This window comes from Tepidicella xavieri (assembly GCF_004363315.1).
GTDB lineage: Bacteria > Pseudomonadota > Gammaproteobacteria > Burkholderiales > Burkholderiaceae_C > Tepidicella > Tepidicella xavieri.
The window spans coordinates 23,184-49,324 of record NZ_SNYL01000011.1 but is presented as its reverse complement, the minus strand read 5'-3'; the positions used below and the strand labels follow the sequence as shown (position 1 = coordinate 49,324).

The window sequence follows — 26,141 nt, the reverse complement described above, 5'->3', positions numbered from 1 at the left end:
CTGCGCGTCTTGCAGGTCTGCCGGCATGGTTCCTGAAGGGGTGGTGGATGCTGGGACTGCTGACGCTGCTGTGGGCAAACGCAGCACTGGCGCAGGAAACCGTGGTGCTGCAACCACGGGCCGAAGGGGTGTGGCTGCAAGGCCGGGTCGCGGTGCTGGAAGACCGTGAGGGGCACCTCACCCTGGAGGACATTCGGCAATCCACGCCCGGCCAGTCCTGGCAAGTGCCCCCAGGCCCGCTGCGCCTGCACGGCCCGTCGGCGTGGTGGCTGCGCATCCAGATGACCACAGGCACGCGAGACGACCAGTGGGTCCTGACTTTTCCCACCACCGCCATTCGCGACATTGCGTTTCACGGCCCATTCGCCAGCGACGGCTTGAACTGGGGCAGCGGCGCGCAAACCGGTCTGATCCGCCCGTATGCCAGCCGCCCCCTGGGCATGGAGCGCATCACTTACCCCTTTCACCTGCCCTTTGCCGGGGACTATACGCTTTACGTGCGGGTACAGAACACGATTGCGCAGAACATCACCCCTGCCATCTGGGAAATCGGGGATTACGTGAAAAACCGCCAACACAAAAAGCTGTTCGATGGCGTCATCTACGGCGTGTTGCTGGCACTGCTGATCTACAACCTCACGCTGGCCGGGGTGTTTCGTGACGCGGCCTATCTGCACTACGTCCTGACCTGCCTCACCGCGCTGCTGACCATCGCCACCTTCAATGGCCATACCGCGCACTACCTCTGGCCCGGGTCACCGTGGTGGATCGAGCACAGCTATGTGATCTGGCCCGCCTTGTGGCTGGCCAGCAGCGCCGGCTTTGCCAGAGCCTTTCTGTCCACCCGGGTCGTGGGCAGGGCGGCGGACGGGCCGGTGTTGGCGATGGCGGGCGTGGCGCTGGCATCGGCCGCCATCGGTGCCGCAGGCCACACGGCCCTTTCGCAACAACTCAACGAAACCCTTGCCCTGGTCGGTATCGCTGGCATCACGGCCATCGGTCTGTGGATCTGGCGCCGCGGACAGCCGAGCGCGGGCTGGTATTTGCTGGCCAAACTCACCCTGTTTGCCAGCGTCATCGGCGTGGTGGCCGTGGCGCGTGGCTGGTGGCATGCCCCGGTGGTGCTGTCCTACGGGCTCCAGATCGGCATGGCCGCCGAGATGGTGGTCTTTGCCATTGCACTGAGCGCGCGCATCCGCGCCATCCAGCGTGAAAAAACCGTGCTGAGCCTGCGTGCCGCTCACCTGGCCCGCGCCGCCATGACCGATGCGCTCACCGGACTGGCCAACCGCCGCGGCTTGGCCGATGGCACCCAGCGCCTGCTGGCCCAGCCTGGGCGGCATGCAGTGCTGTTGTTCGACCTGGACCGCTTCAAGCCGATCAATGACCGTCACGGCCACGAAGTGGGCGATCAGGTGCTGGTGGAAATCGGGCGCCGCTTGCTGCAACACAGCCGCGACAGCGACATCGCGGCCCGACTGGGAGGCGATGAATTCGTTGTCGTGCTCGGACATTGCCCGGGCCGGCCGGCGCTCGACGCGATGGTGCAGCGTCTGTGCGACGCGGTGGCGGCCCCGATGCAGATCGACGGACTCAGCCACCAGGTCAGCGCCAGCGTGGGCGTGGCGCTGGCGCCAGAGCAGGGCCGAGACCTGCAAACACTGCTGCGCGTGGCGGATCAGGCCATGTATGCGGCCAAGCGCCAGCCATCGCGCATCGCCTTCGCCGAGGTCCCCGCCGTCAGGCCGTGACACCAGCCTCGCGCTGGCGAGCCATGATCCGCTCCCAGCAGGCGGCGCGTTCGGCCTCGTCCATCACACTCCACTGGCGGATTTCGTCGATCGTGCGCCAGCACCCTTCGCACCAGCCCGACCGAGGCGACATGCGACACACATTGACACAGGGGGAAGGAAAAGCCCCTCCCTTGCGCTGGCGGGCATCGGCCAGCGACACGGGAGCGGGAACAGGGGGGCGGACCGGCATGCCCGCACTCTAGCGCACCGTCACGTCGGCCACGGGCGCGCCGGTCAAAGCCCCCAGGTCCTGCGGTGACAAAGGAAAAACCCCATTGGGATGCCCCGCCGCGGCCCAGATGCGCTCGAAGCGAAACAGTTCTTCGTCGATCAGGGTCACGGGCGTCTGGGCATGGGCCACCGGCGAGACGCCGCCAATCGCAAAGCCGGTTTTGTTCCGCACGAATGCGGGCGTCGCCCGGCCCAACGACTGGCCCGGGCCGCACACCAGCGCCTGCACCTTGCGCTCATCGACCCGGCGATCCCCGCTGGTGATGACCAGCACAGCCACTTCATCGGGCTGACGACAAAAAATGATGCTCTTGGCGATCTGGCCCAGCGCCACGCCAAGCGCATCGGCCGCTTCCTGGGCGGTGCGCGCCGCGCTGTCCAGCATCACCGGGGCATGGGGATGGCCCAGCCGCATGAGTGCCGCGGCCACGCGCTGCACGGCCTCGGGCAAGGGTTGAAGTTCGGAACCACACATGGGCGAGGATGATAGCGGGGGCACGGGCGCAGGCGCGGCCGCCCGAGGGCTTCAGGCCGCAGCCCGCTTGACCATGAACAGGCTGGCCCCCATGGCCATGAGCACCCCGCCGAACACCCGGTTCTGCGCCCGGCGCGCGCGGGCCGACGCGAGCCAGCGCTGGGCCCGCGAGGCCAACCAGGCATAACCGTGCATCACCACCAAGTCCACCGCGACGGACGTGACCAGCAGGATGAGCAACTGCAACCACAGCGGCCGATGCGGGCTGATGAACTGTGGCAGCACCGCCACCATGAACACGATGCCCTTGGGGTTGGTGACATTGGTGAACAGGCCCAGGACGAACCGTTGCCGCGCCGACGGCAGCCCCGGCGGCAGCGCGCTGCCCCCCGGTGACGCCTGCGATGAGGCGCTCGGGGCATCGGCAGCGACCGGCGCCACCCATTGCCGCCAGCCCAGCCACAGCAGGTACGCGGCCCCCAGCACCTTGATGACGGTAAACGCCGTGGCCGACGCCACCAGCAAGGCGCCCACCCCCACGCCCGCCACCAGCAGCACGATGGACAGCCCCGCCTGCAAGCCCAGGATGGTGACGCTGGCATGGCGCACGCCATAGGCCAAGCCATGCGTCATCGACAGCACCGCCCCCGAACCGGGGGAAATGGCAATCACCCAAGCCGCGACGAAATAAGCCAACCAGACGTGCAGATCCATAAGGCGTCAGTGTACGCGCTTGGCCAGCAATGCGCGCCCGACGCGAGAGGCGCTCGGCCGCCCGAGCTGCGCGCTGATCCAGGCCCCGGTGTCCACCAGCGCCTCCAGGTCGATGCCCGTGTCGATGCCCAGGCCGTGCAGCAGATAGACCACGTCCTCGGTCGCCACATTGCCGGTCGCGCCTTTGGCGTAAGGGCAGCCGCCCAGCCCCGCGACCGAGGACTGGAAGTTCCACACCCCCATCTGCAGCGCCGCCAGCGTGTTGGCCAGCGCCTGGCCGTAGGTGTCGTGGAAATGGCCGCTGATGTGGTCGATGTCGTAGTGCGCGAGCGTCGCCTCGATGGCGCGCTGCACCTTCAGTGGCGTGCCCACGCCGATGGTGTCGGCCACGTCCACGCGCTGCACGCCGATGTCCTTCATCAACTGGGCCAGCATGCCCACGCGCTCGGGCGCGATGTCGCCCTCATAGGGGCAGCCCACGGTGCAGCTCATGGCGCCGCGCACGGCGATGCCAGCCTTGCGCGCGGCCTCCACCACCGGCGCAAAGCGCTCGATGCTCTCGGCGATGCTGCAATTGATGTTTTTCTGGCTGAACGCTTCGCTGGCCGCGCCGAACACCACGATCTCGTCCGGCCGGTCGGCCAGCGCCGCCTCGAAGCCCTTGAGGTTGGGCGTGAGCACGGAGTAGCGCACGCCCGACTGGCGGGTGATGCCGGCCATGACCTCGTGGTTGTCGGCCATCTGCGGCACCCACTTGGGTGACACATAGCTGGTGACTTCGATCTCCCGCAGGCCCGCGGCCTGCAGGCGGTGCACGAGCTCGATCTTGACGGCCGCGGGCACGGGCTGCTTTTCGTTTTGCAGGCCGTCGCGCGGGCCGACGTCGATGAGACGTACTCGTGGGGGCAAGTGGGTGGTGTTCAAGGTGATGCCTTTCTCAAAAAACTTTTCCGCATGCATGGGCAGACTCGACCCGCCGCGATGCAACGGCTTCATCAATCAGGCCACCGCCTTGCGCGGCCGCCCGCCTTTTGCCCCGTTGGCGCGGGCCGCTGAGGCCTTGGCCGGCGATGAGACGCGGCCCGCCTTGGCTGCCCATTCGCGCATCCAGGCACGGCTGCCAAATGCGCCTGCCAGCAAACCCTCGACGGTCAAGTCCGCGTCGAGTCGCGGCCAGTGCAGGCCCGTTCCCATCGGGCTGATTTCAATGACCGCAAGGTCTGCGGCACTGGCTCCCGCCAAACCTTGTGCCAATGCCGGCGGAAAGGCAAACCAGGTGCCATTGGCCAATTCCACCACCACCCGCTTGCGACGAGCGTCGTAGCGAGCCGCCACGGCACGCAAATCCGGCCGATCGGCGGCAAGACCACGCGCAGCGGCTTCCGGTACGCGCTCCAGTTCGGCACGCACCCAATCGGGCAATGCAGGCTTACTCATGCAAATCCCTCCATCGTTGGCGAAGAGTCCCCAGGTGATCGCTCACCGCCATCAACGCCACCGCAATATCGCCGGTTTTTGCTTTGCCACTGACCGTCATCAATGCAGGGGGGCGGGAAAGCTCGATTCGCAACTCCCAGCCTGGCCCAAGCACGTGGGCATGGGGTGGCGGATGGTCATTCGGATACACCACCAGGCGAAGATGGTTGACACGGATGCTGGACATGCCAGATATTAACCCAACAGGTTGGGTTTTAATAACCCCGCGCCCGATCGACCACGCCGGCAATGGGCTGGCCTTGCTCCAGGGCGCGGATCTTGCGGGCGATCTGGGCGATGCTCTCGTCGCGCAGGGTGCGGGCGGCCGTGTGCGGCGTCACGGTGATGCGGGGGTGGGCCCAGAAAGGATGCTCGGGCGGCAGGGGCTCGGTGCGGAACACATCCAGCGTGGCGCCGGCCAGATGGCCGCTGTCGAGCAGCGCCAGCAGATCCTCCTCCACCAGATGCGCGCCGCGCGCCACGTTGATGAGGTAGCCGCCGGGTTGCAGACGGCTCAGGGTGTCGCGGTTGAGGATGTCGCGCGTCTGTGGCGTCAGCGGCAGCAGGTTGACCAGCACGCGGCTGGCCGCCAGGAAACGGCGCAGGCCGTCCCCTTCGCCGTGGAAGGTGCGCACGCCTTCCAGCGCCTTGGGGCTGCGGCTCCAGCCATGGACCGGAAATTCAAACGCCCGCAACGCCTGCGCCACGCGCGTGCCCAGCACGCCCAGACCCATCACCCCCACGGCAAAATCCTCGCGCCGCTGGGGCTTGCGAAAGGCCCATTCATGGCGGGCCTGCGCTTGCCGGTACGGATCCAGTTCGCGGAAGTGGCGGATGACGGCGTGGCACACGTATTCGGCCATCTGCACGGCCATGCCCGCATCGTCGAGCCGCACCACCGGCAAACCTGGAGGCAGGCGCAAGCGCAACAGGGCATCGACCCCGGCGCCGATGTTGAACAGGGCTTTGAGCCGCGGCTGCGAGTCGATGAACGCCTGCGGCGGGGCCCAGACGACGGCATAGTCGGCGCTGGCCGCCTCGGTCGCGACGCCCAGGGGCTCCGGCACAGGCCGCCAAAGGGTGACCTGCGCTTCGGGCAACGCCGCCTGCAAGCCCTCCAGCCAGGGCTCGGGACGGGTATCGGTGCAGCAAAACACAATGTTCATGGTCAGGGTTGCTTCATGGATCAGCCCATACCATACACGGCTCGCTGCGGCCCTGCCGTCCCCAGGGCGAGCCGGCCGATGGCCATGCGCCCCGGCGGCCGGGTGGGCCGGCGGCGGGGCGCTGGCTCAGGCCGGGGCCAGCTTGAGCAGTTCGGCGCCTTCGGCCACCTGGTCGCCCGGGGCGTACAGGAGTTCGGTGACGGTGCCGTCGGCAGGCGCGGCGATGGTGTGTTCCATCTTCATGGCCTCCATGACGGCCAGCGGCTGGCCTTTCTTGACCACTTCGCCGGCCTGCACCGCGAACGACACAACCTTGCCGGGCATGGGCGCGGTCAACCGCCCGCCTTCGGTCGCGGCATCGCCCGCATGGGCCAGCAGGTCCACCTCCACCACCTGCCGCGCCCCCTGGGGGGTGAACACATGGGCGCGCTCGCCTTGCATGTACACGGTGGCGCGGACGCGCTCGCCGGCAAAGCACAGGTCCAACGCCCAAGGGGGGGCATCGGCCAACGGGCTGGCCGATGCGGCGGGATGCGCGCTGAACACCAACTCGCCGGTCACCGCGTGCGCGCCTTCCCCCACGGTCAGGCGCAGGCCACCCCCATGCCCATAGGCCAAGACGGCGGGGACATGGGCATCGCCGTCCTCGAACGCGAAGCGGCGCTGGAACTGGCCGTGACTGCGCCAGCCGTCGGTTTTGCTGAAGGGGTCGGTGGTTTCGCCGGCGCGTTCCTGCACCAGCGTGTGCGCCACCGCGGCGGCCACGGCCAGCGGCAGGCTCACAGGCTGCTGGTGGAACAAGGCCGCCTGCTCGCGCTGGATCAAGGCCGTGTCCAGCCGCGCCTGGGCAAACGACGCACTGCGCACCGCGTGGCGCAGGAACTGCACATTGGTCGCCAGCCCCACGATGTGGGTCTGCGCCAGGGCATCGTCGAGCCGGGCCAAGGCCTGTTCGCGGCTGTCGCCGTGCACGATCAGCTTGGCCACCATCGAGTCGTAGAAGGGGCTGATGGTGTCGCCTTCGCGCACGCCGTCATCGAAGCGCACCGGCCCGCGCTGGAAGCTGACGTGCGCCGGCTTGCGGTACACGGCCAGCGTGCCCGTGGCGGGCAGGAACTGGTTGTCGGGGTTTTCGGCGCAGATGCGTGCCTCGATGGCATGGCCGTGGATGCGCAGGTCTTCCTGCTTCAGCGGCAAGGACTCACCCGCGGCGACGCGCAATTGCCATTCGACCAGGTCCAGCCCCGTGATGGCCTCGGTGACGGGATGCTCCACCTGCAAGCGGGTGTTCATCTCCATGAAATAAAAGCGCATCTGCTCGGGGTGGTCGTAGCCGGCCGGCTGCTCGACGATGAACTCCACCGTGCCTGCCCCCACATAGCCGACGGCGCGGGCCGCGGCCACGGCGGCTTCGCCCATGCGGGCGCGCAGTTCGGGGGTCATGCCGGGCGCGGGGGCCTCCTCCAGCACTTTCTGATGACGGCGCTGCACGGAGCAGTCGCGCTCGAACAGGTACACGCAGTTCCCATGGGTGTCGCCAAACACCTGGATTTCGATGTGGCGCGGGCGCTGCACGTATTTCTCGATGAGCACCGCGTCGTCGCCAAAGCTGTTGAGGGCTTCGCGCTTGCACGATTGCAGCGCGGCCAGGAAGTCCTCGGGCCGGTCAACCGCGCGCATCCCCTTGCCGCCACCGCCGACACTGGCCTTGATGAGCACAGGGTAGCCGATGCGGTCGGCCTCGCGCTGCAACAGGGCCGGATCCTGGTCCGTGCCGTGGTAGCCGGGCACGAGCGGCACCTGGGCTTGCTCCATCAGCCGCTTGGATTCGGCCTTGAGGCCCATGGCCTGAATAGCAGACGCCGGCGGCCCGATGAACACCAGCCCCGCCTCCGCGCATGCGCGGGCGAAATCTTCGTTTTCGCTCAGAAAGCCGTAGCCCGGGTGAACGGCCTGCGCGCCGGTGGCACGGGCGGCATCGAGAATGGCCTGCCAGCGCAGATAGCTGTCCTTGGGCGCGCTGCCGCCGATATGGGCCGCCTCGTCGCAGGCAGCCACGTGCTTGGCCTGGGCGTCGGCGTCGGAGTACACGGCCACGGTCTTGACGCCCAGGCGCCGGGCGGTGGCGGCCACGCGGCAGGCGATTTCGCCACGGTTAGCGATGAGGATTTTTTTAAACATGGTGCGTCTCCCTCAGCCCAGCCATTGGGGCGGGCGTTTGTGCAGAAAGGACTGGACGCCCTCCTTGCCTTCGGCGCTGGCGCGGATGTCGGCGATGCGCTGCACGGTGGATTCGATCAAGGCGGCATCGATGGGGCGTTCGGCCACGTCCTGCACCAGCCGCTTGCAGGCCCGCACGGCCGCGGGGCCGGCGCTGCTGAGCGCGCGAACCCATTCATCGACCTGGGCATCGAGCCGGTCGGCCGGCACCACTTCGTGCACGAAGCCGATGCGGCGCGCCTCGGCAGCGCTGAAGCGTTCAGCCGTCAGGAAGTAGCGGTGGGCGGCTCGCGGCCCCATGGCGCGAATCACATAAGGGGCGATGGTGGCCGGAATCAGCCCGAGCTTGACTTCGCTCAGGCAAAAGCCGGCCGTCTCGGCACTCACGACCAGGTCGCAACAGGCCACCAACCCCATGCCACCGGCGTACACGTCGCCCTGCACGCGGGCGATGGTGGGCCGGGGGCACTCGTAGAGGGTGCGCAGCATCGCTGCCAAGCGGCCCGCGTCGGCCAGGTTGTCTTGGCGGCTGTAGTCGGCCATGCGGCGCATCCAATTCAAATCGGCCCCGGCACAAAACGCCGGCCCTTCGGCCGCCAGCACGATCACGCGCACGTCGTCGCGCGCGCCGAGTTCGGCAAACGCCGCCGTCAGGTCGGCGATGACTTCGTCGTTGAACGCATTGCGCAGCGCCGGACGGGTCAGCGTCACGGTGGCGCGATGGGCCTGGACGTTCACGGTCAGGTTGCTCATGCCACGCTCCTCACATGCGGAAGACGCCGAAACGGGTGTCGGGGATGGGGGCGTTGAGCGCGGCCGACAGACCCAGCGCCAGCACGCGGCGCGTGTCGGCGGGGTCGATCACGCCATCGTCCCACAGGCGGGCCGTGGCGTAATAGGGGTGCCCTTGCTCCTCATACTGGCGCCGGATCGGGGCTTTGAACGCTTCCTCCTCCTCCATGCTCCAGCTGCCCCCCTTGGCTTCGATGCCATCGCGCTTGACGGTGGCCAGCACGCTGGCGGCCTGCTCGCCGCCCATGACGCTGATGCGCGCGTTCGGCCACATCCACAGAAAGCGCGGGCTGTAGGCACGGCCGCACATGCCGTAGTTGCCCGCGCCGAAGCTGCCCCCGATGATGACGGTGAACTTGGGCACCTGGGCGCAGGCCACGGCCGTGACCATCTTGGCGCCGTTGCGGGCGATGCCTTCGTTTTCGTACTTGCGGCCGACCATGAAGCCGGTGATGTTCTGCAAGAACACCAGCGGGATCTTGCGCTGGCAGCACAGTTCGATGAAGTGCGCCCCCTTGAGCGCCGACTCGGAAAACAGGATGCCGTTGTTGGCGATGATGCCCACGGGCATGCCCTCGATGTGGGCGAAGCCGCACACCAGCGTGGTGCCATAGCGCGGCTTGAATTCGTGCAGTTCGCTGCCATCGACGATGCGGGCGACGATCTCGCGCACGTCAAACGGCTTGCGCGTGTCGGTGGGGATGACGCCGTAGAGCTCTTCGGCGGCATACAGCGGCGCGCGGGGGGCTTGCAACGCCACCTCGGGGCGTTTGGCGCGTTGCAGATGCCGCACCGCCTCGCGCGCCAGGGCCAGCGCGTGCATGTCGTTCTGAGCCAGGTGGTCGGCCACGCCCGACAGACGCGTGTGCACGTCGCCACCGCCCAAATCCTCGGCGCTGACCACCTCCCCGGTGGCGGCCTTCACCAGCGGCGGGCCGCCCAGGAAGATCGTGCCCTGGTTCTTGACGATGATGGTCTCGTCGCTCATGGCCGGCACGTAGGCGCCACCCGCGGTGCACGAGCCCATCACCACCGCGATCTGCGCGATGCCCTGCGCGCTCATGTTGGCCTGGTTGTAGAAGATGCGCCCGAAGTGGTCGCGGTCCGGGAACACCTCGTCTTGGTTGGGCAGGTTGGCGCCACCGGAATCGACCAGGTAGATGCACGGCAAGCGGTTTTGCTGCGCGATTTCTTGCGCCCGCAAGTGCTTTTTCACCGTCATGGGGTAGTACGTGCCGCCTTTGACGGTGGCGTCGTTGCACACGATCATGCAGTCCACGCCGTTGACCCGCCCGATGCCGGCGATCAGCCCGGCGCACGGCGCCTCGTTGCCATACATGTTCAGCGCCGCCAGCGGCGCGATCTCCAGAAACGGCGTGCCGGGGTCGAGCAACATTTCGACGCGCTGGCGCGGCAGCAGCTTGCCGCGGGCGGTGTGCTTGGCGCGGGCGGCCTCGCCGCCGCCCTGAGCCACCTTGTCGATGTGGGCACGCAAATCGTCCACCAGCGCGCGCATGGCTTGGGCGTTGTGCTGGAAATCGGTGGACCGGGGGTTGAGCTGTGTCTCCAAAACCGTCATGACTGGTTTTCCTCGTGGCCGGAACGATGGAGCCGGCATGCACGAGCGATTGTGCGGCAGCCCGCGCCATCCGACCAGTGCGGCGTGGCGTCAAAAAGGGTGCAAATCACGCCACTCGATCGGTATTTTTTGGCACACTCCGGCCATGCCGTCCCGCGCCGTCACGCCGCCCCCCGCCGCCCGCCGCCGCCCCCCCAGGGCGCACACGCCCATGGCCTTCGCGCGCGCCATCGTCTGGGCCTACACCCAACGGCGCATGGACCCCTCGGGCGCGTTGGCGCAGGCACAGATCGCGCCGGAACAACTGGCAGACCCGACCGCCCGAATCACGGCCACCCAGATGGAGCGCCTGTCGGGGTACGCGATGCGTGAGCTCGACGACGAGGCGCTGGGCTGGTTTTCACGCCGCCTGCCCTGGGGCAGCTATGGCATGCTGGCACGCGCTTCCATCAGCGCCCCCACCTTGGGCGTGGCCCTCAAGCGCTGGTGCCGCCACCACGGGCTGCTGACCGACGACATCACCCTGCGGCTGGACAGCCATGACGGGCTGGTGGATGTCGTGATCGACGAGCACCGCGACCTGGGGCCGGTGCGTGAGTTTTGCCTGGTGTCGATGCTGCGCAACATCATGGGCCTGGGCAGCTGGTTGATCGATTCACGCATCCCTTTGCTCGCGGCCGCCTTCGCCCATGCGCCGCCCCCTTACCGGCCGGCCTATGCCCTGCTTTTCCCCACGCCGGAGCCGGCACACTTCCACGCGCCCGCCACACGGCTGCGTTTCGATGCCCGCTACCTGCAACAACCCCTGCGCCGCGACGAACAGGCGCTGACCCACATGCTGCAACACGCCCTGCCGCTGATGGTGCAGCCCTACCGACGCGACCGGCTGCTGGTCGAACGCGCGCGGCAATGGCTGCTCACCCGGCCACAGCACACCCACAGCGCCGAGGGCCTGGCGGCCCTGTTGCACATGTCGGCACGCACCCTGCACCGTCAGCTGCACGAACAGGGCACGACGCTGCAACACCTCAAAGACACCGTGCGCCGCGAACGCGCCAGCGAGCTGCTGCTGCGCACCCACAAACCCGTCAAGCAAGTGGCCGAAGCGGTCGGGTTTCAGAACGAAAAAAGCTTCATCCGCGCCTTCCGCCATTGGACCGGGCTGACCCCGGCGGCCTACCGTCGCCAAGGCGTCAACCCTGCCCGGGGCTGAACGGGCTTGTGCCACAATGCTTATTGCCCATCATGACAGGGCATGGCCGAGGAAACCATGCACATGAATGAGACCCTGCCCTCACCCACCGCCCACCTGGCTCGCGCCGTGATCGATTGCGCGGACACGAGGCCGGTCACGGCCCGGGAAGCCATCTACAACACCCAGGGCATGAAGGTGCTGGACAAAGGGGCCGCCATCCATGCCGGCCTGTACGACCGGCTGATGGCCCATCAGCTCAGCCGCCCGCTGGAGGATTCGCTGGCCATCGAGGGCATGGTGGACGGTCGGGCGATTCGCCAGGGCATCGAAATGTTGCTGGCCTTCGAGGCGTTCTACGCTCGGCTGGTGCCAGAGTCAACGAAACTGGACCGCCTGCTCGACATCATCGAAAGCATCCCTCTGCCCCAGGCGATTGCGCTGCAGTTGACCATCGCGCGCGAAGCCCGACCTGCGCTCTACGAACATGCCTTGCGCAGCGCCTGGCTCATGGCCTGGATGGCCGACGAACCCCTGCGCCCCCAATTCGACATCGCGATGGCCGCCGCCGCCGGCCTGCTGCACGACCTGGGGATGCTGCACCTCAACCCGGTGCTCACGCAGCCCAAGATCGAACTCACCCGGGAACAACGGCGCGAGCTCTACAGCCACCCCCTCGTCAGCCGACTGCTGGTGGAGCGCCACCACGTCTATCCCCAGGAGGTGGTGCGTGCGGTAATGGAGCATCACGAATACCTCAATGGCTCGGGTTATCCGCGTGGGCTGCGCGGCCGCCAGATCAGCCTCATGGGGCAGCAACTGGCCCTGGCCGACTTGGTGGTGGCCATGATCAGCGGCCACGACGACGGTGGCGAATTGCGGCTGAGTGTATTGCTGCGCATGAACATGCACCGCTATGCCCGCCCGCTGATCCAGCGCGTGCTCGCCGTGCTGGACCCAGCCCAAGACCCTCGCAGCGACAGCGTGCCGGTGCTGGAACGCCCGGACGCCGTGCTGCAAGATGCACACCGCGTCCTGCAACAATGGCCACGCGGCTGTCCTTCGTGTACCGACTTGACCCCGGCCCGTCAAGAGGGCCTGGTCGCGGTCAGTGGGCTGATCGACGAACTGCTGCGCACGCTGGCCGAGGCTGGGGCCACCCCAGAACAGCTCGCCCACCTGGACGCCGTGGACGCCGATCCGCTGCTGCACAAGGAGTTGTCGCTGCTGGCCCGAGAAGCCGTCTGGCAGTTGCGAGCCATCTCGCGCCAGGCTCGCCGGCGCTGGGCGGCTGGACGGCAGGGGCAATACCCCGATGCGCTGCAAACCTGGCTGGATCAAGTCGAGGCCTTGCACCAGCGGGTTCATGGGCACCTTGCCGGCTCCACCCCCGCCGACCCGATGCCCGCCCACCATTGAGGCGAGGGGGGACGGGTTCAGGCCGCGAGCGAGCCCGCCCAGATTTCATCCAATCCGCTGATGCGCCACTTGGCCGGATCTTCCCGCTTGACGATCGTGTGGCGGCAGCTCGGGCTCGACAAGTCGATCAACTCCGGCACCACCCGCTCATAACTGTTGACGGAAAACACCGTCTTGACGATCGGCTTGAGCAACGAACCGCGGGACTGGTCCACCACCACCGCCAACTTGCCATTGCTCAGCAGCACCAAAGACCCGACAGGATACACCCCCAGGCTGCGCACGAACGCTTGGAACACCCGGCCATCCAGGTGGCTGTTGACCCATTGGGCCATGCGCGCGAGCGACTCCGCCGGGTCCCACCCCGCTTTGTAGGGGCGGTTCGAGGTGATCGCGTCGTACACGTCACAAACCGCGCCCATGCGCGCCATCAGGCTGACCTGCGGGCCGGCGAGCCGGTGCGGATAGCCCGTGCCGTCCAGCTTTTCGTGGTGGTGCAGACACACCTCCAGCGCCTGTTCGTGGTGAATGCCGGCGGCCAGCAGGCGCTCGTGGCCCTTGGCCGGGTGCTGGCGCACCAGCTCGAACTCCTCGTCGGTGAGCCGCCCGGGTTTGTTGAGGACTTCCAGCGGCACATCCATCTTGCCCAGATCGTGCAGCAGCCCGGCAAACCCCGCCGCCCGCACCTCCTCATCCGGCAGACCCAGCCGCCGGGCCAACGCCACCATGAGGGCACACACGGCCACCGAATGCATATAGGTGTAGTCGTCCGCCGTCTTCAGGCGCGCCAGGCTGATGAGAGCATTGCCATTGCGGATGACCGAATCGGCGATGTCTTCGGCCACCTGGCGCGCCACGGCCTGATCGATCGCCTTGCCCATGCGGGCATCGGTGAACATCGAGGTGATGGCGTGCTTGGCACTCTTGCAGATGGCTGCCGCCCGCATCAGCTCCGATGCAGTGGACGTGGGTTCCAGCGACCGCTCGACGGCGCGGTCTTGGCGCAACGCCTCCTCCACCTGCTCGGCAGAGGCCACCTGCGCCACCGGCATGGCCTCGGCCGCCGCATCCGCCCCCTTGCTCACATCGATCCAGACCTCGCGCACCGCGCTTTGCCGCACCAGTTGCAGATCGGCCGGGTCTTCGAGCAGGAATTTGGAGCGCCAGAAAGGGTGATCGAGCCAGGAGCCGGCAAAGGCGTGGATGTACATGCCCAGGCGCACATCCTGCACGGCGATTTTTTTCAACATGGTGGCACCCAACGCTTCCTTGCGGAGTCTCAAGCCATTCTATGCGACTACCCTGGGTGGCATAACAGGGCAAATCCTTGGGTCTGTGCCGCTGAGACACTCGCCCGAGCCGCCCGACGCAGACGCCTCGCGTGCCTGCGCCTTGCCGCCTGCAACCGCCAAGGGCGCACGACCGGCCCTTGTGACACACCGGGCGCTGGGCTGCCCCTGGCCCAGTTCCCCCGACGCCACCTGCCCTCAAGCAGCGGCTGAGCGCGGCCACGCCTCGATGACGCGGCTCATGGCCCGCTCCAACGCGCTGCGGCTGGCACTTTCCACGAACACGCAAGGCTTGCCCTGGCGCTTGCAATGGTCTTTCACCCGCCAATAAGCATTGTGGCTCACGCACCCCACCTGGCAAATCACCAAGTCCGCGGCGGCCAGTGTGGCAGGCAATTGGTTGATGCTGTCCTCATCGCCGCCGTCATGGTGCAACAACTCCAAGCCATGGGCCTCCACCACCGCTCGATATGCCGGCAACTGAGCCGCCCTCCCCCCCACGCATGCGACGCGCTTCGGCACCCCCTGCACGACTTGCGGGCCCATGATCACCCATCCCTGCCTCAACGGTTCGGCCTCGTCGGCCGAAGGTACTTCAATCGGTTCCGCCTCGCGCTCCGGCGCTTCTTTGGCTTGCTGTCTTTCTGCGGCCCGGAGCATGCGTCTTAGGCTCTGGTTCTCCTCCCTCAACTGCCGCACCTCGGCCTGCAAGCGCTCACTGGCTTGCACATCCAGGCAGCCTCCCTGCTGCAAGCGCTGCTGCAAGGCCACGCACTGGGCTTGGAGCGCAGCCACTTGGCCGCGCAACGCCAGCTCCTCTTTCTGCGCAAGCTCCAGCCGGCGCTGCGCTTCGCGCTGGGCCTCCTGCCAGCGGGCCTGCCAATGCTTCGCTTCGGCCTGACTGCGCTCCAACTTGTGTTGCAGCGCCTCCCAGCGTTGCTGCTCCACCCGGGTCACCATGCCCACTTGGTGCTGCATCATGTGCACATCGCCCAACACCTCGTTTTCCAGCGGAAGGCGACAAGCCGAGTGCGTGAGCACCGCCCACATCGTGGCCGGCCAGCCCGGCCCCTGGCGCGCCTGCCGCCAGCGCTGCGTGAGCTCGCCCTCGTCCTGCACCGCTTTCAAGCGCCGCACGACACTGCCAAAACGCTCATCCAGCCAGCGCTCCACGTGCTCGGCCAGCGCCGATCGACGCCGGCACTCGGTCACCGCGATTTGATGGACCTCATACTCGCTGCGGTCTTGCACATCGATCCCGCATTTGGACATCAAGCGGCGCTGAACGTCCAGTGGCAGGCACACCCCCAACACTGGGCAGGCCGCACTGGGGCTGAGCTCCCACAAACGGCGGCGACGCTTGGGGGCTTCGCTGGTCGGTGTTACGGCGCTCACGTCGATGGCCAGAGGCCGCTCTGGCGGCTCAAACCAGGCCGCCGGGAACACCGCCGTTGGCTTACGCGGCAGACACATTGGCCGTCACCGTCAACTCATGCTTGACCACACGTTCGCAGGGCGTGCCGTGGCGGCGGCAGGAGCCGTCGTCTTGCAGCCAGACATGGGCATGCCCGACGCAGCCCGTCTGGCAAACCACCTGCTCGGCCTCGCGCCATGGCGACACCGCATGCTTGGCCCCAGCCCGCTGAGGGGCGCTTGGCCGCCGCGGCCATCCACCGCCGCCCCAGCCCGGCAGCCCCCACGCCCAGGCGGTGCGCGCCAACACGCATTGCGCCCGCAAACGCACCACTTCCTGCTCCAACTTCTCGATGCGCGCGGCCATGGCGCCGACGGCGTGCGTCATGCGCTGCTGCACGCGCCCAAGGTGTCTGGCCAGCACCAGGTTCTCGTCCATCGCTTGCCTCATTTCAGTGCAAGGGATGAGACCGACCGCCCCAAGGCGCTTCCCTTTCGACAGTGTCGGGCGCCAGGCCATCGCACACACTGGGCGCAGCATCGACATCGGCCTCGGCCAGCGCGCGCCACAAGCCGTGCATCCGCGCCATGACCGCGCGAAAGTTGTCGCTCATCACCGGGTGACGGGACAGAAAGAACAAGTGAGACGTCACCTTCTTCGCCATCAAAGCGCGATGCCGATGGCACCCGCTCTGGGCATGCCCCGTCATCAATGCCAGGGTGGCGGCCAGCATGGCCTCCGCACACGGCATGTCGTAACCGTCGTGATCGTCATGGGGATGGGGCAAAGAGGGCATGGGTATCTCCTGAGTGACACCCAAATCATAAATGAGAATCGTTTTTATTCAAAGGCAGGGAGATTGAATATCGCAACCCCAACCCCGCTCCGGATTGATATTTCGGATCGACACACGCGGCACCGCTATCCAGCGGCAACTTGGCGGCCCCAATCCTTACGCCATGCGCGTGGCGGGCTCCGGATTGACGATGGACAAGGTGTTTTCCCGATCCGGCTCGCCGGCGTACACCACCAGCAGGTTGGCTTTCGGGAAGGTGTCGGCCAAGTCCTCGGGCAGGCGGGTCATCACCGGCTTCCAGGCCAGGCCGCCCTGGCGGGCGCCCAGCAGGACGATCAGGTCGCCGTCGCGGTAGTGCTCTTGCAGCACACGGCGCAACCCCGCCCAGCGCGGCAGCTTGCCGGGCACCAGATCGCAGTCGGGCTTGATGGCGCGCAGCCGCTTGAAGATGCGCTGCGCCCCCTCCTCTTCGGTCAACACCATGACCGGCGCGCTGAGCTGATGCGACAGCCGCTTGATGAGCCCGACCCCGGCCTGAAAGCCAGGCTCCAGATCCGCCTCCGGCGGGATGGCGAGCAACAGGCGGCGCGTCGTGTTCAAGGGCTCGCGCGGGCGCAGCACCACCAAGGAGAAATCGCGATCCCGCAGCAGGTTCTCCATCAGCGAACCGAAGAAGAACTCGGGCGCCCGGCTCTGCTCGCTCCAGCCCATCACCACTTCGGTGGCGTTGAGCTCCCGCCGCGCCTTCAAGATGCCAGAGGCCAGGTTGAGGTCGATGCGGGTCAGGGGCGAGGCTGGCACCTCGGCCTGCGACAGGTAGCTGACCGCGTCGCTGAGCACCTGCTCGGCCCCGGCCACCTGGGGCGTGGTGTTGCCGTTGTCCTGCACCACGGTGATCGGGTAGATCGGCTGCTCATGGTCGGGCTTGCGCAGCATCAGCGCCAGATCGAGCAAGTGGCGCGAAGGCGAGCGTTCCGACAGGGCCGTCAGGATGCGCTGTCGCTCCGTGGGCGCCAGCACGGGCGCGTCGGCACTGTCCTGCGCCACCAGGCGTCCATAACGGTCCACCTGCCAGGGCGCGATCACGCAAGTCACCAAAATCATGACGATGGCGCCGTTGACCACCGCATCATCGAACAGGCCGATCTCGTAGCCCACCACGGTGGCCGCCAGCGTGGCCGCGGCCTGCGCCACGCTCAAGCCAAACACCACCCGGGCTTGCGCCGGGCTATACCCCAGCAGCAAACTGCTCAGCCGGGCAGCCAGCCATTTGCTCACCGTCACCGTCGCCACCATGGCCGTGGTGATGAGCAAGGCCCGCCCATCCGCCAGAAACACGCGAACGTCCAGCAACATGCCCACCGACAGCAGAAAGAACGGCACGAAAATCGCCTCGCCGGTGAACTGGATGCGGTTCATCAGCGTGCTGTTGTGGGGAATGAGGCGGTTCAGCGCCAAGCCGGCCAAGAAGGCCCCCACGATGGGCTCGGAGCCCGCCGCGTGCGACAGGCTGGCGCAGCCGAACACCACCGCAAGCACGAACACGAACTCGGTGACCCCGTCGCGCCCGACGTGCCGGAAAAACCAGCGCGCCAGCTTGGGCAGCCCGTAGAGGATGGCAAACACATACAACCCGAGGCTGGCCCCCAGCCGGTACCAGAAGTATTCGTCCACCTCCCCCCGTGTCAGCCCGGCAATCACCGCCAGCACCAGCAGCGCCAGCGTGTCGGTGATGATGGTGCCGCCCACCGCCGTGGTGACCGCGGTATTGCGCGCAATGCCCAGACGGCTGGCAATCGGATAGGCCAGCAAGGTGTGTGAGGCAAACAGCGAGGCCAGCAAAATCGCCGCCGGCCAGGAAAAGCCGAGCACGTAATGTCCCACCAGCGTGCCCAAGCCTTGAGGAATGGCAAAGGTACACAGCCCGAACACGATGCTGTGGAACTTGGAACGCTTGAGCACCACCATGTCGATTTCGAGCGCGGCGGTGAACATGATGTACAGCAGCCCCACGGTGCCGAACAGCACGAAGGACTGATCGCGCGCGAGCACGCCCAGCCCGTTGGGCCCAAGCACGGCCCCGGCGAGCAACAGGCCGATCGTGCCGGGCAGTTGCCAGCGGCCCATCACGATGGGCGCCAGCAAGATCAGGAAGGCCACCAGCGCGAAAACCGCGACGGGGTCTGAAATCTGTAAGACGTCAAGCATGCTGCAATGCACCAAATCCGGTGGATGGCATCATACTGTCAGTGGCCCCCAGCGTCAGGGAACAGGTATCTGGGAACGACCCACACGTAAAACACCATCCCAAACAGTTCCACCAGCGACTGCGCGACGATGACCACCGCCGCCACCTCCCAGCCGCCGGGCAGCGTCAGGGCAATGGGCAGCACGACGAAGGAGTTGCGCGTCCCCAGGCTGAAGGCCAGGGTTCGGCCCTGCGCTGGGGGGAGGCAGTACCAGCGGGCCAGCCCCCAGGCCAGCCCCAGCATCAGCGCCAGGAATGCCACGAACAACAGCACCGCCGCAGACACGTCCTGCCAGGCGCCGCTGACAGCGCCCACCTGCGCGCCGGCGATCAAAAAAACCACCAGCGTCAACAAAGGCACGGGCCACCAGGCGGCCTTTTCGCGCCAGTGCCCGCGGGCAGGCCGGCGCTCCACCCAGCGTTCGGCCAAGGCGGCCAGCGCCAGCGGGCCCAGCACCAACAGCAGGGCGGCCAACAGATCACCGACACGCCAGCGCGCCAGACTGCCTGTATCCGCCATGAGCCACAGGTACACCGGCAGCAGCAGCAATTGCAGCACCAGATTCAACGGCGTGACGGCAATGGCACGCGGCACGTCACCGCGGCCCAGTTGGCTGAACGTGATGAACCAGTCGGTGCAAGGCACCAGCAACACCAGCAGCACGCCCAGCTGCACGGGGCCTTCGAGCCCCCAACCCACCACCAGCGCCCACACCAGCAGCGGCACACCCACGAAATTGCCCACCAGCACCGCCTGGGCAAACCGCCCATCGCGCCAAGCGGCACGCAAATGCAGCAGCGGGATTTGAAAAAAAGTGGCAAACAGCAGCAGGCCGATGACTGGCCACAGCCAGGCTTCCATCACCCCGGCGGCGCCGGGCCATGCCGTCCCGACCGCGAGGCCGGCGGCAATGCCCAACAGGTAACACCAGACCTGGTGACGTTCCAGCGCCAGGCGCGACATGCCCCTCATCGCCTCCAGAAATGCCCCGTGAACAGCACCAGCACCGTCAGCAGTTCCAGCCGCCCGAGCAGCATGGCAAAGCTCAGCACCGACAACTGAAAGGCATTGAGGCTGCCATAGTTGCTCGACGGCCCCACTTCGCCCAAGCCTGGGCCGATGTTGTTGACGGTGGCCACCACCGAGGAAAACGCCGTGACGATGTCCAGCCCCGAAAGCAGCATCAGAAAGGTCAAGCCCATGGTGGCCGCGCCGTAGATGAGCATGAAGCCGAGCACGGTCGTCATGGTGGAAGGCGCGATCGTCTGCCCTCCCATGGTCACGGGGTTGACCACGCGCGGGTGGATGATACGCACCAGTTCGCGCCGCGCCTGCTTGATGAGCAATACCATGCGCACCATCTTGATCCCGCCGCCCGTGGACCCGGCGCACGAGACAAAACACCCCAGAAACATCAGGTAGACCGGGACGAACACCGGCCACTGGGCATAGTCAGCCGACGCATAACCCGTGGTGGTGGCCAGCGAGAGCACATGAAACGCACTGGTGCGCAAGGCCACCAGCCAGTCTTCCTCCACGCGGTGCCAGGCCAGCATCAGGGTGACGAGAGCGATCGAGCCAGCCAGCACGAAGAAGTAGGAGCGGATTTCCCGATCACCGGTGATAGGCCGCAGCGACAGGGAACGCAGCACCACGAAGTAGCGCAAGAAGCTGATGCCCGCCAGCGTCATGAAAACGATGGCCACGGTCTCGATCTGCGCGGAGTTCCAGTACCCAAAGCTGGCATCGTGCGAGGAAAAACCGCCCAAGCCCATGGTGGTGCACATGTGCATGAAGGCATCGGCCCAACTCATGCCGGCCCAACGGTAAGCCAGCAGGCAGGCCGCGGAAAACAGAAAATACACGCCCCACAAGCCACGGGCCGTCTCGGAAATGCGGGGGGTGAACTTGGCGTCTTTCATGGGCCCCGGGGTTTCGGCCTTGTAGAGTTGCACCCCACCCAGCCCCAGCAACGGCAAAATCGCCACCACCAGCAGCACGATGCCCAGGCCACCAATGAGCTGCAGAAAACAGCGCCAGATATTCACCGACACCGGCAGATGGTCCAAGCCGGACAACGCCGTCGCCCCCGTGGCCGTCAACGCGCTCATCGTCTCGAAAAACGCCTTGCTCCAGGTGATATCGGGCACGGTGAACATCAGCGGCAGGGCCGAATACGCCGTCAGCACCAGCCACACCAGATTGACCAGCAAAAAGCCATCCCGCGCCATGAGCTCCCGGTTGTGGGCGCGGGTCAGCAACCACAGCAGCCAGCCGCTGCCGAACGTGAAGCCAAACGAGGCGCCCCAGACGGCGCGCAAGGCCTCGTCGTCCTCGAACCAGGCCCAGCCCAGCGGCACCAGATTGGCAAACGCAAACGCCATCATGATGCGCGACAGCAGCGCCAGCGCGGGACCGAACAGATGCATCATCATCCAAAGAAGGTGGCGCTGACCTGGAACAGTTTTTCGACTTCCCGCACCAGCCGTTTGTTGGGGATGAAGATGACGATGTGATCGTCGGCTTCGATGAGGGTGTCGTGGTGGGGCATGAGCACCTGGGCGGCGCGCCCTTCACCGCGGACGATGGCGCCGATCCGGGCGCCCTTAGGCAACTTGATTTCCTCGATCCGCCGCCCCACCAGGCGCGAGGTCTTCACATCCCCGCGGGCAATGCCCTCCAGAGCCTCCGCAGCACCACGCCGCAGGCTGTGCACCGCCACCACATCGCCACGCCGGATGTGCGCCAGCAACTCGCCAATCACGGTTTGCGCCGGGGAAATCGCGATGTCGATGGTGCTGCCCTGCATCATGTCGGCATAGGCGCGGCGGTTGATGAGCGACATGACGCGCCGCGCCCCCAACCGCTTGGCCAGCATGGCCGCCATGATGTTGTCCTCGTCGGCGTTGGTCACGGCGACGAACAGGTCCATCTCGGCAACGTTTTCCTCCATCAGCAGGTCTTCGTCCACCGCGTCGCCATTGAGCACCAGCACGCTGGAGGGCAGCTGGCTGGCCAGGTATTCGCACCGCTTGGCGTTGTGCTCGATGAGCTTCACATGGCACTGGCCCACCAGGCTGCGCGCCAAGCGCAAGCCCACCCGGCCGCCGCCGGCAATCATCACCCGCTGCACGGGCTTGTCGATGTTGTGGATGGCGGCCAGCACATGGCGGATGCGATCGCTGGCCGCCAGCACGAACACCTCATCGCCCGGGAGGATGCGGGTGTTCTTGGTCGCCTCCATCTCGGTGTCGAGCCGGTACAGCGCCACCACGCGCATTTCGGCATGCGGCAGCAACTCGCGGAATTCGCCAATGGTGTGCCCCACCAGCGCGCCGCCAGCGGCCGCCCGCACCGCAATCAGGCACACGCGCCCCTCGGCGAATTCCAGCACCTGCAAGGCCTCGGGGTAGTCGATGAGCTGATGGATGTAGCGCATCACCGACTCCTCGGGGCAGATCACCCGATCGACCGCGAAGCCGTTCTTGGACATGAGCTCGTCGCCCTCGACGAATTCCGGGGAACGGATGCGAGCGATGGTGGTCGGCACGTTGAACACGTCGTGCGCCACCTTGCACACCACCAGGTTGGACTCGTCGGCCGCCGCGCAGGCAATCACCATGTCGGCGTCTTTGGCGCCGGCCTCGCGCAGCACCGAAGGCTGGATGCCGTTGCCGACCACGCCACGCAGGTCCAGCCGCTCCTCCAGCGCGCGCAGACGTGTCGGGTCTTGATCGATGACGGTGATGTCGTTCTGCTCCGACACCAGGCTTTCGGCCACGCTCTCGCCCACGCGGCCAGCGCCCAGAATGATGATGTTCATGTGTTACCTGAGAGCGCCAAACACTTTTTGCAGGATCTGGCTGCCGGTGCCCACCGGGTCGCGCCGGATCTTGCGTTCTTCCTCGCCAATCACCAGGTACAGGCCATCGAGCGTCTTGCCCGTGACGTACTGGGGCAAATCCGCATCCTGCGGCGGCAACAGCCCCAGACGCGACGCCCGGCCGGCCAGGTCGTTGTATTTCTGCGCCAACGCCACCCGCTCGGTGGCCTGGCGCACCAGTGGCAGGAAGCGCTCGGTCAGCGACGCGCGGGTGCGCCCGGCAAAGAAATCGGTCACCGCCGTGTCGCCACCCGTCAGGATGTTTCGGGCATCGGTCAGCGTCATGGTGCGCACGGCGTTGAGGAGGATGTCTCGGCCCTGCGGCACGGCCAGCTCCGCCGCCCGGTTCATGGCCGTGACGAGTTCGTCCACGCGCCGGCCCTGCCCCACATTGCGCAGCAGCGGGGCTGCATCTTCCAAAAAACCCGGCAAGGGGATTCGCACCTTCGGATTGCCCAGGAACCCATCGGGCCGACCCAGCAGGTCCACCGCCACCGCCGCCCCTCGCTCCAGGGCCGTGCGCATGCCAGCCGCGGCATCGGCGGCACTCAGGCTGGCCAGCCCCTGGGCACGTGCAGGGTGCCCGTACCACGCCCCAACGGCCCCGGCGGCAACCAGCCACGCCAAAGCCGTTCGGCGATGCCGGTCAAGGGGGGCGACGGTGCAGGAGCCGATCCTGTGAGACATAGCCCGAATTATGCGCCCGTCGATGCGCAGCAGGGCGCCATTGGCCATGCACGGCGCGGAGCCGCTTGCTACAGGCTGCGCTGAATCAGGATCTTCTGCACGTCACTGGTACCTTCGTAAATCTGGCACACACGCACGTCGCGGTAGATGCGCTCGACCGGGAAGTCAGTCACCACACCATAGCCGCCCAGGGTCTGGATGGCGGCGGAGCAGACTTTCTCGGCCACCTCGCTGGCAAAGAGCTTGGCCATGGCCGCTTCTTTCAGACAGGGCCGACCCGCATCGCGCAGGCTGGCGGCGTGCCAGATGAGTTGCCGCGCCGCTTCCAACTGCGTTGCGCATTCGGCCAGGCGGAAACCGACGGCCTGGTGGTTGAAGATCGGCTGACCAAAGCTTTCGCGTTCCTTGGCATAGGCAATGGCCACCTCCAGCGCGCTGCGGGCCATGCCCACGCTCTGCGCCGCAATGCCGATGCGCCCCCCTTCCAGGGCGCTGAGCGCGATCTTGTAGCCTTCGCCTTCCTCGCCAATCCGGTTGTCGGCCGGGATGCGGCACTGATCGAACTGGATTTGCGCCGTGTCGCTGCTGTGCTGGCCCAGCTTATCTTCCAGCCGCGCCACCACATAGCCCGGTGTGTCGGTGGGCACGATGAAGGCGCTGATGCCTTTTTTGCCCGCGGCTTTGTCGGTGACGGCAATGACGATCATCACATCGCCGTGCTTGCCGCTGGTGATGAACTGCTTGACGCCGTTGAGCACGTAGTGATCGCCCTCGCGCACGGCGGTGGTGCGCAAGGCCGATGCGTCCGAGCCCACATGGGGCTCCGTCAGGCAAAAGCCTCCGAGCAGTTCCCCTTTGGCCAGCGGAACCAGCCAGCGCCGTTTTTGCGCCTCCGTCCCATAGCGCAACAAAATGGCATTGACCGGGCAGTTGGTCACGCTGATGGTGGTGCTCACCCCGCCGTCGCCTGCGGCGATTTCCTCCAGCACGACGGCCAGCGTCAGATAGTCCAGCCCCGCGCCGCCGTACTGCTCGGGCACGCAAATGCCATAACAGCCCAGGGCCGCCAGGCCACGGTGGGCGTCTTTGGGAAAGTGGTGTTCCTTGTCCCAACGGGCGGCGTGGGGCCACAGTTCTTCCTGGGCGAAGGCGCGTACCGCATCGCGGATCATTTCCTGGTCTTGGGTCAGCAACATGGGCTATCCGGTTTCTAGAGTTTGAAGGCGCTCACCAACTGATTGAGGTGTTGGGCCTGCTCGCGCAGGCTCAGAGCCGCGGCGGTGGACTCCTCCACCAGCGCGGCATTTTGCTGGGTCATCTGGTCGAGTTGTTCGACCGTCCCGTTGACGTTGCCGATGTCAGCGCTTTGCTCGGTCATGGCAGCCGACACTTCGCCAATCAGGTCGGCCACCTGGCGCACCGAGTGCACGATCTGCTCCATGGTCTGGCCGGCATGCACCACCAGCGAAGACCCGGCTTCCACCCGTTCAACGCTGGCCCCGATCAGGGCCTTGATCTCGCGGGCGGCCTCGGCGCTGCGTCCGGCCAGCGCCCGCACTTCCGTGGCCACCACGGCGAAACCGCGGCCCTGCTCGCCCGCCCGGGCCGCCTCCACCGCTGCGTTGAGGGCCAGGATATTGGTCTGAAAGGCGATGCTGTCGATCACGCCGATGATGTGGGCAATCTTCTGGGAACTGGACTGGATCTCGTTCATGGTGGAAACCACCTGCCCCACCTCCTCGCCCCCACGGGCCGCCAGATCGGCCGCCGAGACGGCCAACTGATTGGCCTGACGCGACGCATCGGCCGACTGGCGCACCATGCCGGTGAGTTGGGTGATGGAGGCGGCCGCTTCCTCCAGATTGGCAGCCGTCCGCTCCGTGCGCTGGCTCAAATCCTGGCTGCCGACCGCGATCTCCTCGCTGGCGCTGGTGATACTGTCGGTCGAATGCCGCACCTCGCCCACCAACCGGCGCAGCGCCTGCTGCATCCGGTCCAGGGCGCCCAATAGGCTGTCGGGGTGGGCGTCGTGCGTCGGCACTTGGGCCAGATCGCCATCGGCAATGCGGGCCAGCGCATGACGCGCCTCGGCCGGATCGCCACCGAGTTCCCGCTTGAGCGTGCGCAGCAGGTAGAGCGTGAACCCCACAGCCACGAGCACGGCCACCGCCGCAGCCAGCACGGCCAGGGTCACGAGCCGGTCCACGTGGCGATGGACCGAGTCATAGACCTCGTCAGACGCCACGCCCGCTTGCTCGATGAGTTGCAGCAACTCGGCGCGCAACGCGCGCCAGGCCGGCGTCTCCACCCCGCTGAGGGTGGCCGTCGTGTCGTCGGCCTGCTGCCGCACCTTGGTCAGCACGGCTTCCTGGGCCTGGGCATGGGTTTGACGCAGTGCCGCCAAGCCTCGCACCGGTTGCTCGAAAGGCGTGCCCTGCGCCACGCGCAACGCGCTGTCGTAAGCCCGGTCGTAGGCGGCGCGTGCATTGGCAAGGTTGTCCATGGCGCGCTGGTCGGCCGGGTTGAGCACCACGTTGCGCAGGGCCTGCCCCATCTGCAGACCTTGGGCATATATCTCGGACAGGTCGGTGCGTATCCGTTGCTCGTTGTCCACGTAGCTGCCAAACTGCTGCTGGGTGTACATCAACCCCGCGATGCTGGCCATGAGGCCCAGCATGAACAGCGCGGCCGGCACCACGGCCGACAGAAGGATTCGGGTATCAAATCGCATGGACACGGCTCCCTGCCCGGCACCACGCCGGGTTT

Annotated in this window: 24 protein-coding genes; 3 read left to right on the top strand and 21 right to left on the bottom strand. The window is 66.8% G+C overall.

Annotation, left to right across the window (positions count from 1 at the left end; translation table 11 throughout):
* Nucleotides 1-47: 47 nt before the first annotated feature.
* Nucleotides 48-1,751, top strand: coding sequence for a diguanylate cyclase (locus DFR43_RS09880; protein WP_133598171.1), 1,704 nt, complete (start codon nucleotides 48-50; stop codon nucleotides 1,749-1,751).
* Here DFR43_RS09880 and DFR43_RS13915 read toward each other — a convergent pair.
* The 10 genes from DFR43_RS13915 to DFR43_RS09830 form a co-directional block, all read right to left on the bottom strand.
* Nucleotides 1,741-1,983: a DUF1289 domain-containing protein gene (locus DFR43_RS13915; protein ID WP_133598169.1), complete on the bottom strand. Its 243-nt coding sequence runs from the start codon at nucleotides 1,981-1,983 to the stop codon at nucleotides 1,741-1,743. The genes DFR43_RS09880 and DFR43_RS13915 overlap by 11 nt on opposite strands.
* Nucleotides 1,984-1,992: 9 nt before the next feature.
* The gene (locus DFR43_RS09870) at nucleotides 1,993-2,499 is read right to left on the bottom strand and encodes a YbaK/EbsC family protein (RefSeq protein ID WP_133598167.1); all 507 of its coding nucleotides are present in this window, start codon (nucleotides 2,497-2,499) and stop codon (nucleotides 1,993-1,995) included.
* Between the two features lie 51 nt (nucleotides 2,500-2,550).
* Nucleotides 2,551-3,213, bottom strand: coding sequence for a LysE family transporter (locus tag DFR43_RS09865; protein WP_133598165.1), 663 nt, complete (start codon nucleotides 3,211-3,213; stop codon nucleotides 2,551-2,553).
* Between the two features lie 6 nt (nucleotides 3,214-3,219).
* Nucleotides 3,220-4,137, bottom strand: a complete 918-nt coding sequence (locus DFR43_RS09860) for a hydroxymethylglutaryl-CoA lyase (protein WP_245988894.1) — start codon at nucleotides 4,135-4,137, stop codon at nucleotides 3,220-3,222.
* Nucleotides 4,138-4,212: 75 nt separating this feature from the next.
* Nucleotides 4,213-4,650: a DUF2442 domain-containing protein gene (locus DFR43_RS09855; RefSeq protein WP_133598161.1), complete on the bottom strand. Its 438-nt coding sequence runs from the start codon at nucleotides 4,648-4,650 to the stop codon at nucleotides 4,213-4,215.
* A complete protein-coding gene (locus DFR43_RS09850; RefSeq protein ID WP_133598159.1) occupies nucleotides 4,643-4,876 on the bottom strand; it encodes a DUF4160 domain-containing protein in 234 nt (77 codons plus the stop codon). The genes DFR43_RS09855 and DFR43_RS09850 overlap by 8 nt, the downstream gene beginning before the upstream one ends.
* 28 nt (nucleotides 4,877-4,904) lie before the next feature.
* On the bottom strand, nucleotides 4,905-5,855 hold the full coding sequence (locus tag DFR43_RS09845) for a 2-hydroxyacid dehydrogenase (RefSeq protein WP_133598157.1): 951 nt from the start codon (nucleotides 5,853-5,855) through the stop codon (nucleotides 4,905-4,907).
* Nucleotides 5,856-5,981: 126 nt separating this feature from the next.
* Entirely contained in the window at nucleotides 5,982-8,036 is a 2,055-nt protein-coding gene (locus tag DFR43_RS09840; protein ID WP_133598155.1) for an acetyl-CoA carboxylase biotin carboxylase subunit, read from the bottom strand.
* A gap of 12 nt (nucleotides 8,037-8,048) precedes the next feature.
* Nucleotides 8,049-8,828 carry an enoyl-CoA hydratase/isomerase family protein gene (locus tag DFR43_RS09835; RefSeq protein ID WP_133598153.1) on the bottom strand — a complete coding sequence of 260 codons (780 nt, stop codon included), beginning with the start codon at nucleotides 8,826-8,828 and terminating at the stop codon, nucleotides 8,049-8,051.
* Between the two features lie 10 nt (nucleotides 8,829-8,838).
* Nucleotides 8,839-10,446 (bottom strand): carboxyl transferase domain-containing protein, encoded by a 1,608-nt coding sequence (locus DFR43_RS09830; protein WP_133598151.1) that lies wholly within the window; start codon nucleotides 10,444-10,446, stop codon nucleotides 8,839-8,841.
* A gap of 145 nt (nucleotides 10,447-10,591) precedes the next feature.
* Between DFR43_RS09830 and DFR43_RS09825 the strand changes: the two genes are divergently transcribed.
* Nucleotides 10,592-11,659, top strand: coding sequence for an AraC family transcriptional regulator (locus DFR43_RS09825; protein WP_133598149.1), 1,068 nt, complete (start codon nucleotides 10,592-10,594; stop codon nucleotides 11,657-11,659).
* A 63-nt stretch (nucleotides 11,660-11,722) separates the two neighbouring features.
* Complete coding sequence (locus DFR43_RS09820; RefSeq protein ID WP_164499726.1) at nucleotides 11,723-13,057, top strand: HD-GYP domain-containing protein; 1,335 nt, start codon at nucleotides 11,723-11,725, stop codon at nucleotides 13,055-13,057.
* Between the two features lie 17 nt (nucleotides 13,058-13,074).
* On the opposite strand, the gene DFR43_RS09815 is transcribed toward DFR43_RS09820, so the two are convergent.
* The 11 genes from DFR43_RS09815 to DFR43_RS13910 form a co-directional block, all read right to left on the bottom strand.
* Nucleotides 13,075-14,307 (bottom strand): HD-GYP domain-containing protein, encoded by a 1,233-nt coding sequence (locus tag DFR43_RS09815; protein WP_133598145.1) that lies wholly within the window; start codon nucleotides 14,305-14,307, stop codon nucleotides 13,075-13,077.
* Nucleotides 14,308-14,544: 237 nt separating this feature from the next.
* Nucleotides 14,545-15,819, bottom strand: coding sequence for a DUF2325 domain-containing protein (locus tag DFR43_RS09810; protein ID WP_133598143.1), 1,275 nt, complete (start codon nucleotides 15,817-15,819; stop codon nucleotides 14,545-14,547).
* On the bottom strand, nucleotides 15,803-16,198 hold the full coding sequence (locus DFR43_RS09805) for a hypothetical protein (protein ID WP_133598141.1): 396 nt from the start codon (nucleotides 16,196-16,198) through the stop codon (nucleotides 15,803-15,805). The genes DFR43_RS09810 and DFR43_RS09805 overlap by 17 nt, the downstream gene beginning before the upstream one ends.
* Before the next feature lie 13 nt (nucleotides 16,199-16,211).
* The gene (locus DFR43_RS09800; RefSeq protein ID WP_133598139.1) at nucleotides 16,212-16,556 is read right to left on the bottom strand and encodes a hypothetical protein; all 345 of its coding nucleotides are present in this window, start codon (nucleotides 16,554-16,556) and stop codon (nucleotides 16,212-16,214) included.
* 156 nt (nucleotides 16,557-16,712) lie between these two features.
* Nucleotides 16,713-18,764 carry a cation:proton antiporter gene (locus DFR43_RS09795; RefSeq protein ID WP_133598137.1) on the bottom strand — a complete coding sequence of 684 codons (2,052 nt, stop codon included), beginning with the start codon at nucleotides 18,762-18,764 and terminating at the stop codon, nucleotides 16,713-16,715.
* Between the two features lie 38 nt (nucleotides 18,765-18,802).
* Nucleotides 18,803-19,768 carry a bile acid:sodium symporter gene (locus DFR43_RS09790; RefSeq protein ID WP_133598135.1) on the bottom strand — a complete coding sequence of 322 codons (966 nt, stop codon included), beginning with the start codon at nucleotides 19,766-19,768 and terminating at the stop codon, nucleotides 18,803-18,805.
* Between the two features lie 5 nt (nucleotides 19,769-19,773).
* Nucleotides 19,774-21,234 carry a TrkH family potassium uptake protein gene (locus tag DFR43_RS09785; RefSeq protein WP_425471089.1) on the bottom strand — a complete coding sequence of 487 codons (1,461 nt, stop codon included), beginning with the start codon at nucleotides 21,232-21,234 and terminating at the stop codon, nucleotides 19,774-19,776.
* A 2-nt stretch (nucleotides 21,235-21,236) separates the two neighbouring features.
* Nucleotides 21,237-22,628, bottom strand: a complete 1,392-nt coding sequence (trkA, locus tag DFR43_RS09780; RefSeq protein WP_133598133.1) for a Trk system potassium transporter TrkA — start codon at nucleotides 22,626-22,628, stop codon at nucleotides 21,237-21,239.
* Between the two features lie 3 nt (nucleotides 22,629-22,631).
* Nucleotides 22,632-23,375, bottom strand: a complete 744-nt coding sequence (locus DFR43_RS09775) for a DUF4197 domain-containing protein (RefSeq protein ID WP_133598130.1) — start codon at nucleotides 23,373-23,375, stop codon at nucleotides 22,632-22,634.
* Nucleotides 23,376-23,443: 68 nt separating this feature from the next.
* The gene (locus tag DFR43_RS09770; RefSeq protein WP_133598128.1) at nucleotides 23,444-24,571 is read right to left on the bottom strand and encodes an acyl-CoA dehydrogenase family protein; all 1,128 of its coding nucleotides are present in this window, start codon (nucleotides 24,569-24,571) and stop codon (nucleotides 23,444-23,446) included.
* A gap of 14 nt (nucleotides 24,572-24,585) precedes the next feature.
* Nucleotides 24,586-26,106, bottom strand: a complete 1,521-nt coding sequence (locus tag DFR43_RS13910) for a methyl-accepting chemotaxis protein (RefSeq protein WP_133598126.1) — start codon at nucleotides 26,104-26,106, stop codon at nucleotides 24,586-24,588.
* Nucleotides 26,107-26,141 lie beyond the last annotated feature (35 nt).

Coding starts and splice junctions, on each gene's coding strand:
- DFR43_RS09880 (WP_133598171.1), top strand. CDS start 48: ATGCTGGGACTGCTGACGCTGCTGTGGGCAAACGCAGCACTGGCGCAG.
- DFR43_RS13915 (WP_133598169.1), bottom strand. CDS start 1,983: ATGCCGGTCCGCCCCCCTGTTCCCGCTCCCGTGTCGCTGGCCGATGCC.
- DFR43_RS09870 (WP_133598167.1), bottom strand. CDS start 2,499: ATGTGTGGTTCCGAACTTCAACCCTTGCCCGAGGCCGTGCAGCGCGTG.
- DFR43_RS09865 (WP_133598165.1), bottom strand. CDS start 3,213: ATGGATCTGCACGTCTGGTTGGCTTATTTCGTCGCGGCTTGGGTGATT.
- DFR43_RS09855 (WP_133598161.1), bottom strand. CDS start 4,650: ATGAGTAAGCCTGCATTGCCCGATTGGGTGCGTGCCGAACTGGAGCGC.
- DFR43_RS09850 (WP_133598159.1), bottom strand. CDS start 4,876: ATGTCCAGCATCCGTGTCAACCATCTTCGCCTGGTGGTGTATCCGAAT.
- DFR43_RS09845 (WP_133598157.1), bottom strand. CDS start 5,855: ATGAACATTGTGTTTTGCTGCACCGATACCCGTCCCGAGCCCTGGCTG.
- DFR43_RS09840 (WP_133598155.1), bottom strand. CDS start 8,036: ATGTTTAAAAAAATCCTCATCGCTAACCGTGGCGAAATCGCCTGCCGC.
- DFR43_RS09835 (WP_133598153.1), bottom strand. CDS start 8,828: ATGAGCAACCTGACCGTGAACGTCCAGGCCCATCGCGCCACCGTGACG.
- DFR43_RS09830 (WP_133598151.1), bottom strand. CDS start 10,446: ATGACGGTTTTGGAGACACAGCTCAACCCCCGGTCCACCGATTTCCAG.
- DFR43_RS09825 (WP_133598149.1), top strand. CDS start 10,592: ATGCCGTCCCGCGCCGTCACGCCGCCCCCCGCCGCCCGCCGCCGCCCC.
- DFR43_RS09820 (WP_164499726.1), top strand. CDS start 11,723: ATGAATGAGACCCTGCCCTCACCCACCGCCCACCTGGCTCGCGCCGTG.
- DFR43_RS09815 (WP_133598145.1), bottom strand. CDS start 14,307: ATGTTGAAAAAAATCGCCGTGCAGGATGTGCGCCTGGGCATGTACATC.
- DFR43_RS09810 (WP_133598143.1), bottom strand. CDS start 15,819: ATGTGTCTGCCGCGTAAGCCAACGGCGGTGTTCCCGGCGGCCTGGTTT.
- DFR43_RS09805 (WP_133598141.1), bottom strand. CDS start 16,198: ATGGACGAGAACCTGGTGCTGGCCAGACACCTTGGGCGCGTGCAGCAG.
- DFR43_RS09800 (WP_133598139.1), bottom strand. CDS start 16,556: ATGCCCTCTTTGCCCCATCCCCATGACGATCACGACGGTTACGACATG.
- DFR43_RS09795 (WP_133598137.1), bottom strand. CDS start 18,764: ATGCTTGACGTCTTACAGATTTCAGACCCCGTCGCGGTTTTCGCGCTG.
- DFR43_RS09790 (WP_133598135.1), bottom strand. CDS start 19,768: ATGTCGCGCCTGGCGCTGGAACGTCACCAGGTCTGGTGTTACCTGTTG.
- DFR43_RS09785 (WP_425471089.1), bottom strand. CDS start 21,234: ATGCATCTGTTCGGTCCCGCGCTGGCGCTGCTGTCGCGCATCATGATG.
- trkA (WP_133598133.1), bottom strand. CDS start 22,628: ATGAACATCATCATTCTGGGCGCTGGCCGCGTGGGCGAGAGCGTGGCC.
- DFR43_RS09775 (WP_133598130.1), bottom strand. CDS start 23,375: ATGTCTCACAGGATCGGCTCCTGCACCGTCGCCCCCCTTGACCGGCAT.
- DFR43_RS09770 (WP_133598128.1), bottom strand. CDS start 24,571: ATGTTGCTGACCCAAGACCAGGAAATGATCCGCGATGCGGTACGCGCC.
- DFR43_RS13910 (WP_133598126.1), bottom strand. CDS start 26,106: ATGCGATTTGATACCCGAATCCTTCTGTCGGCCGTGGTGCCGGCCGCG.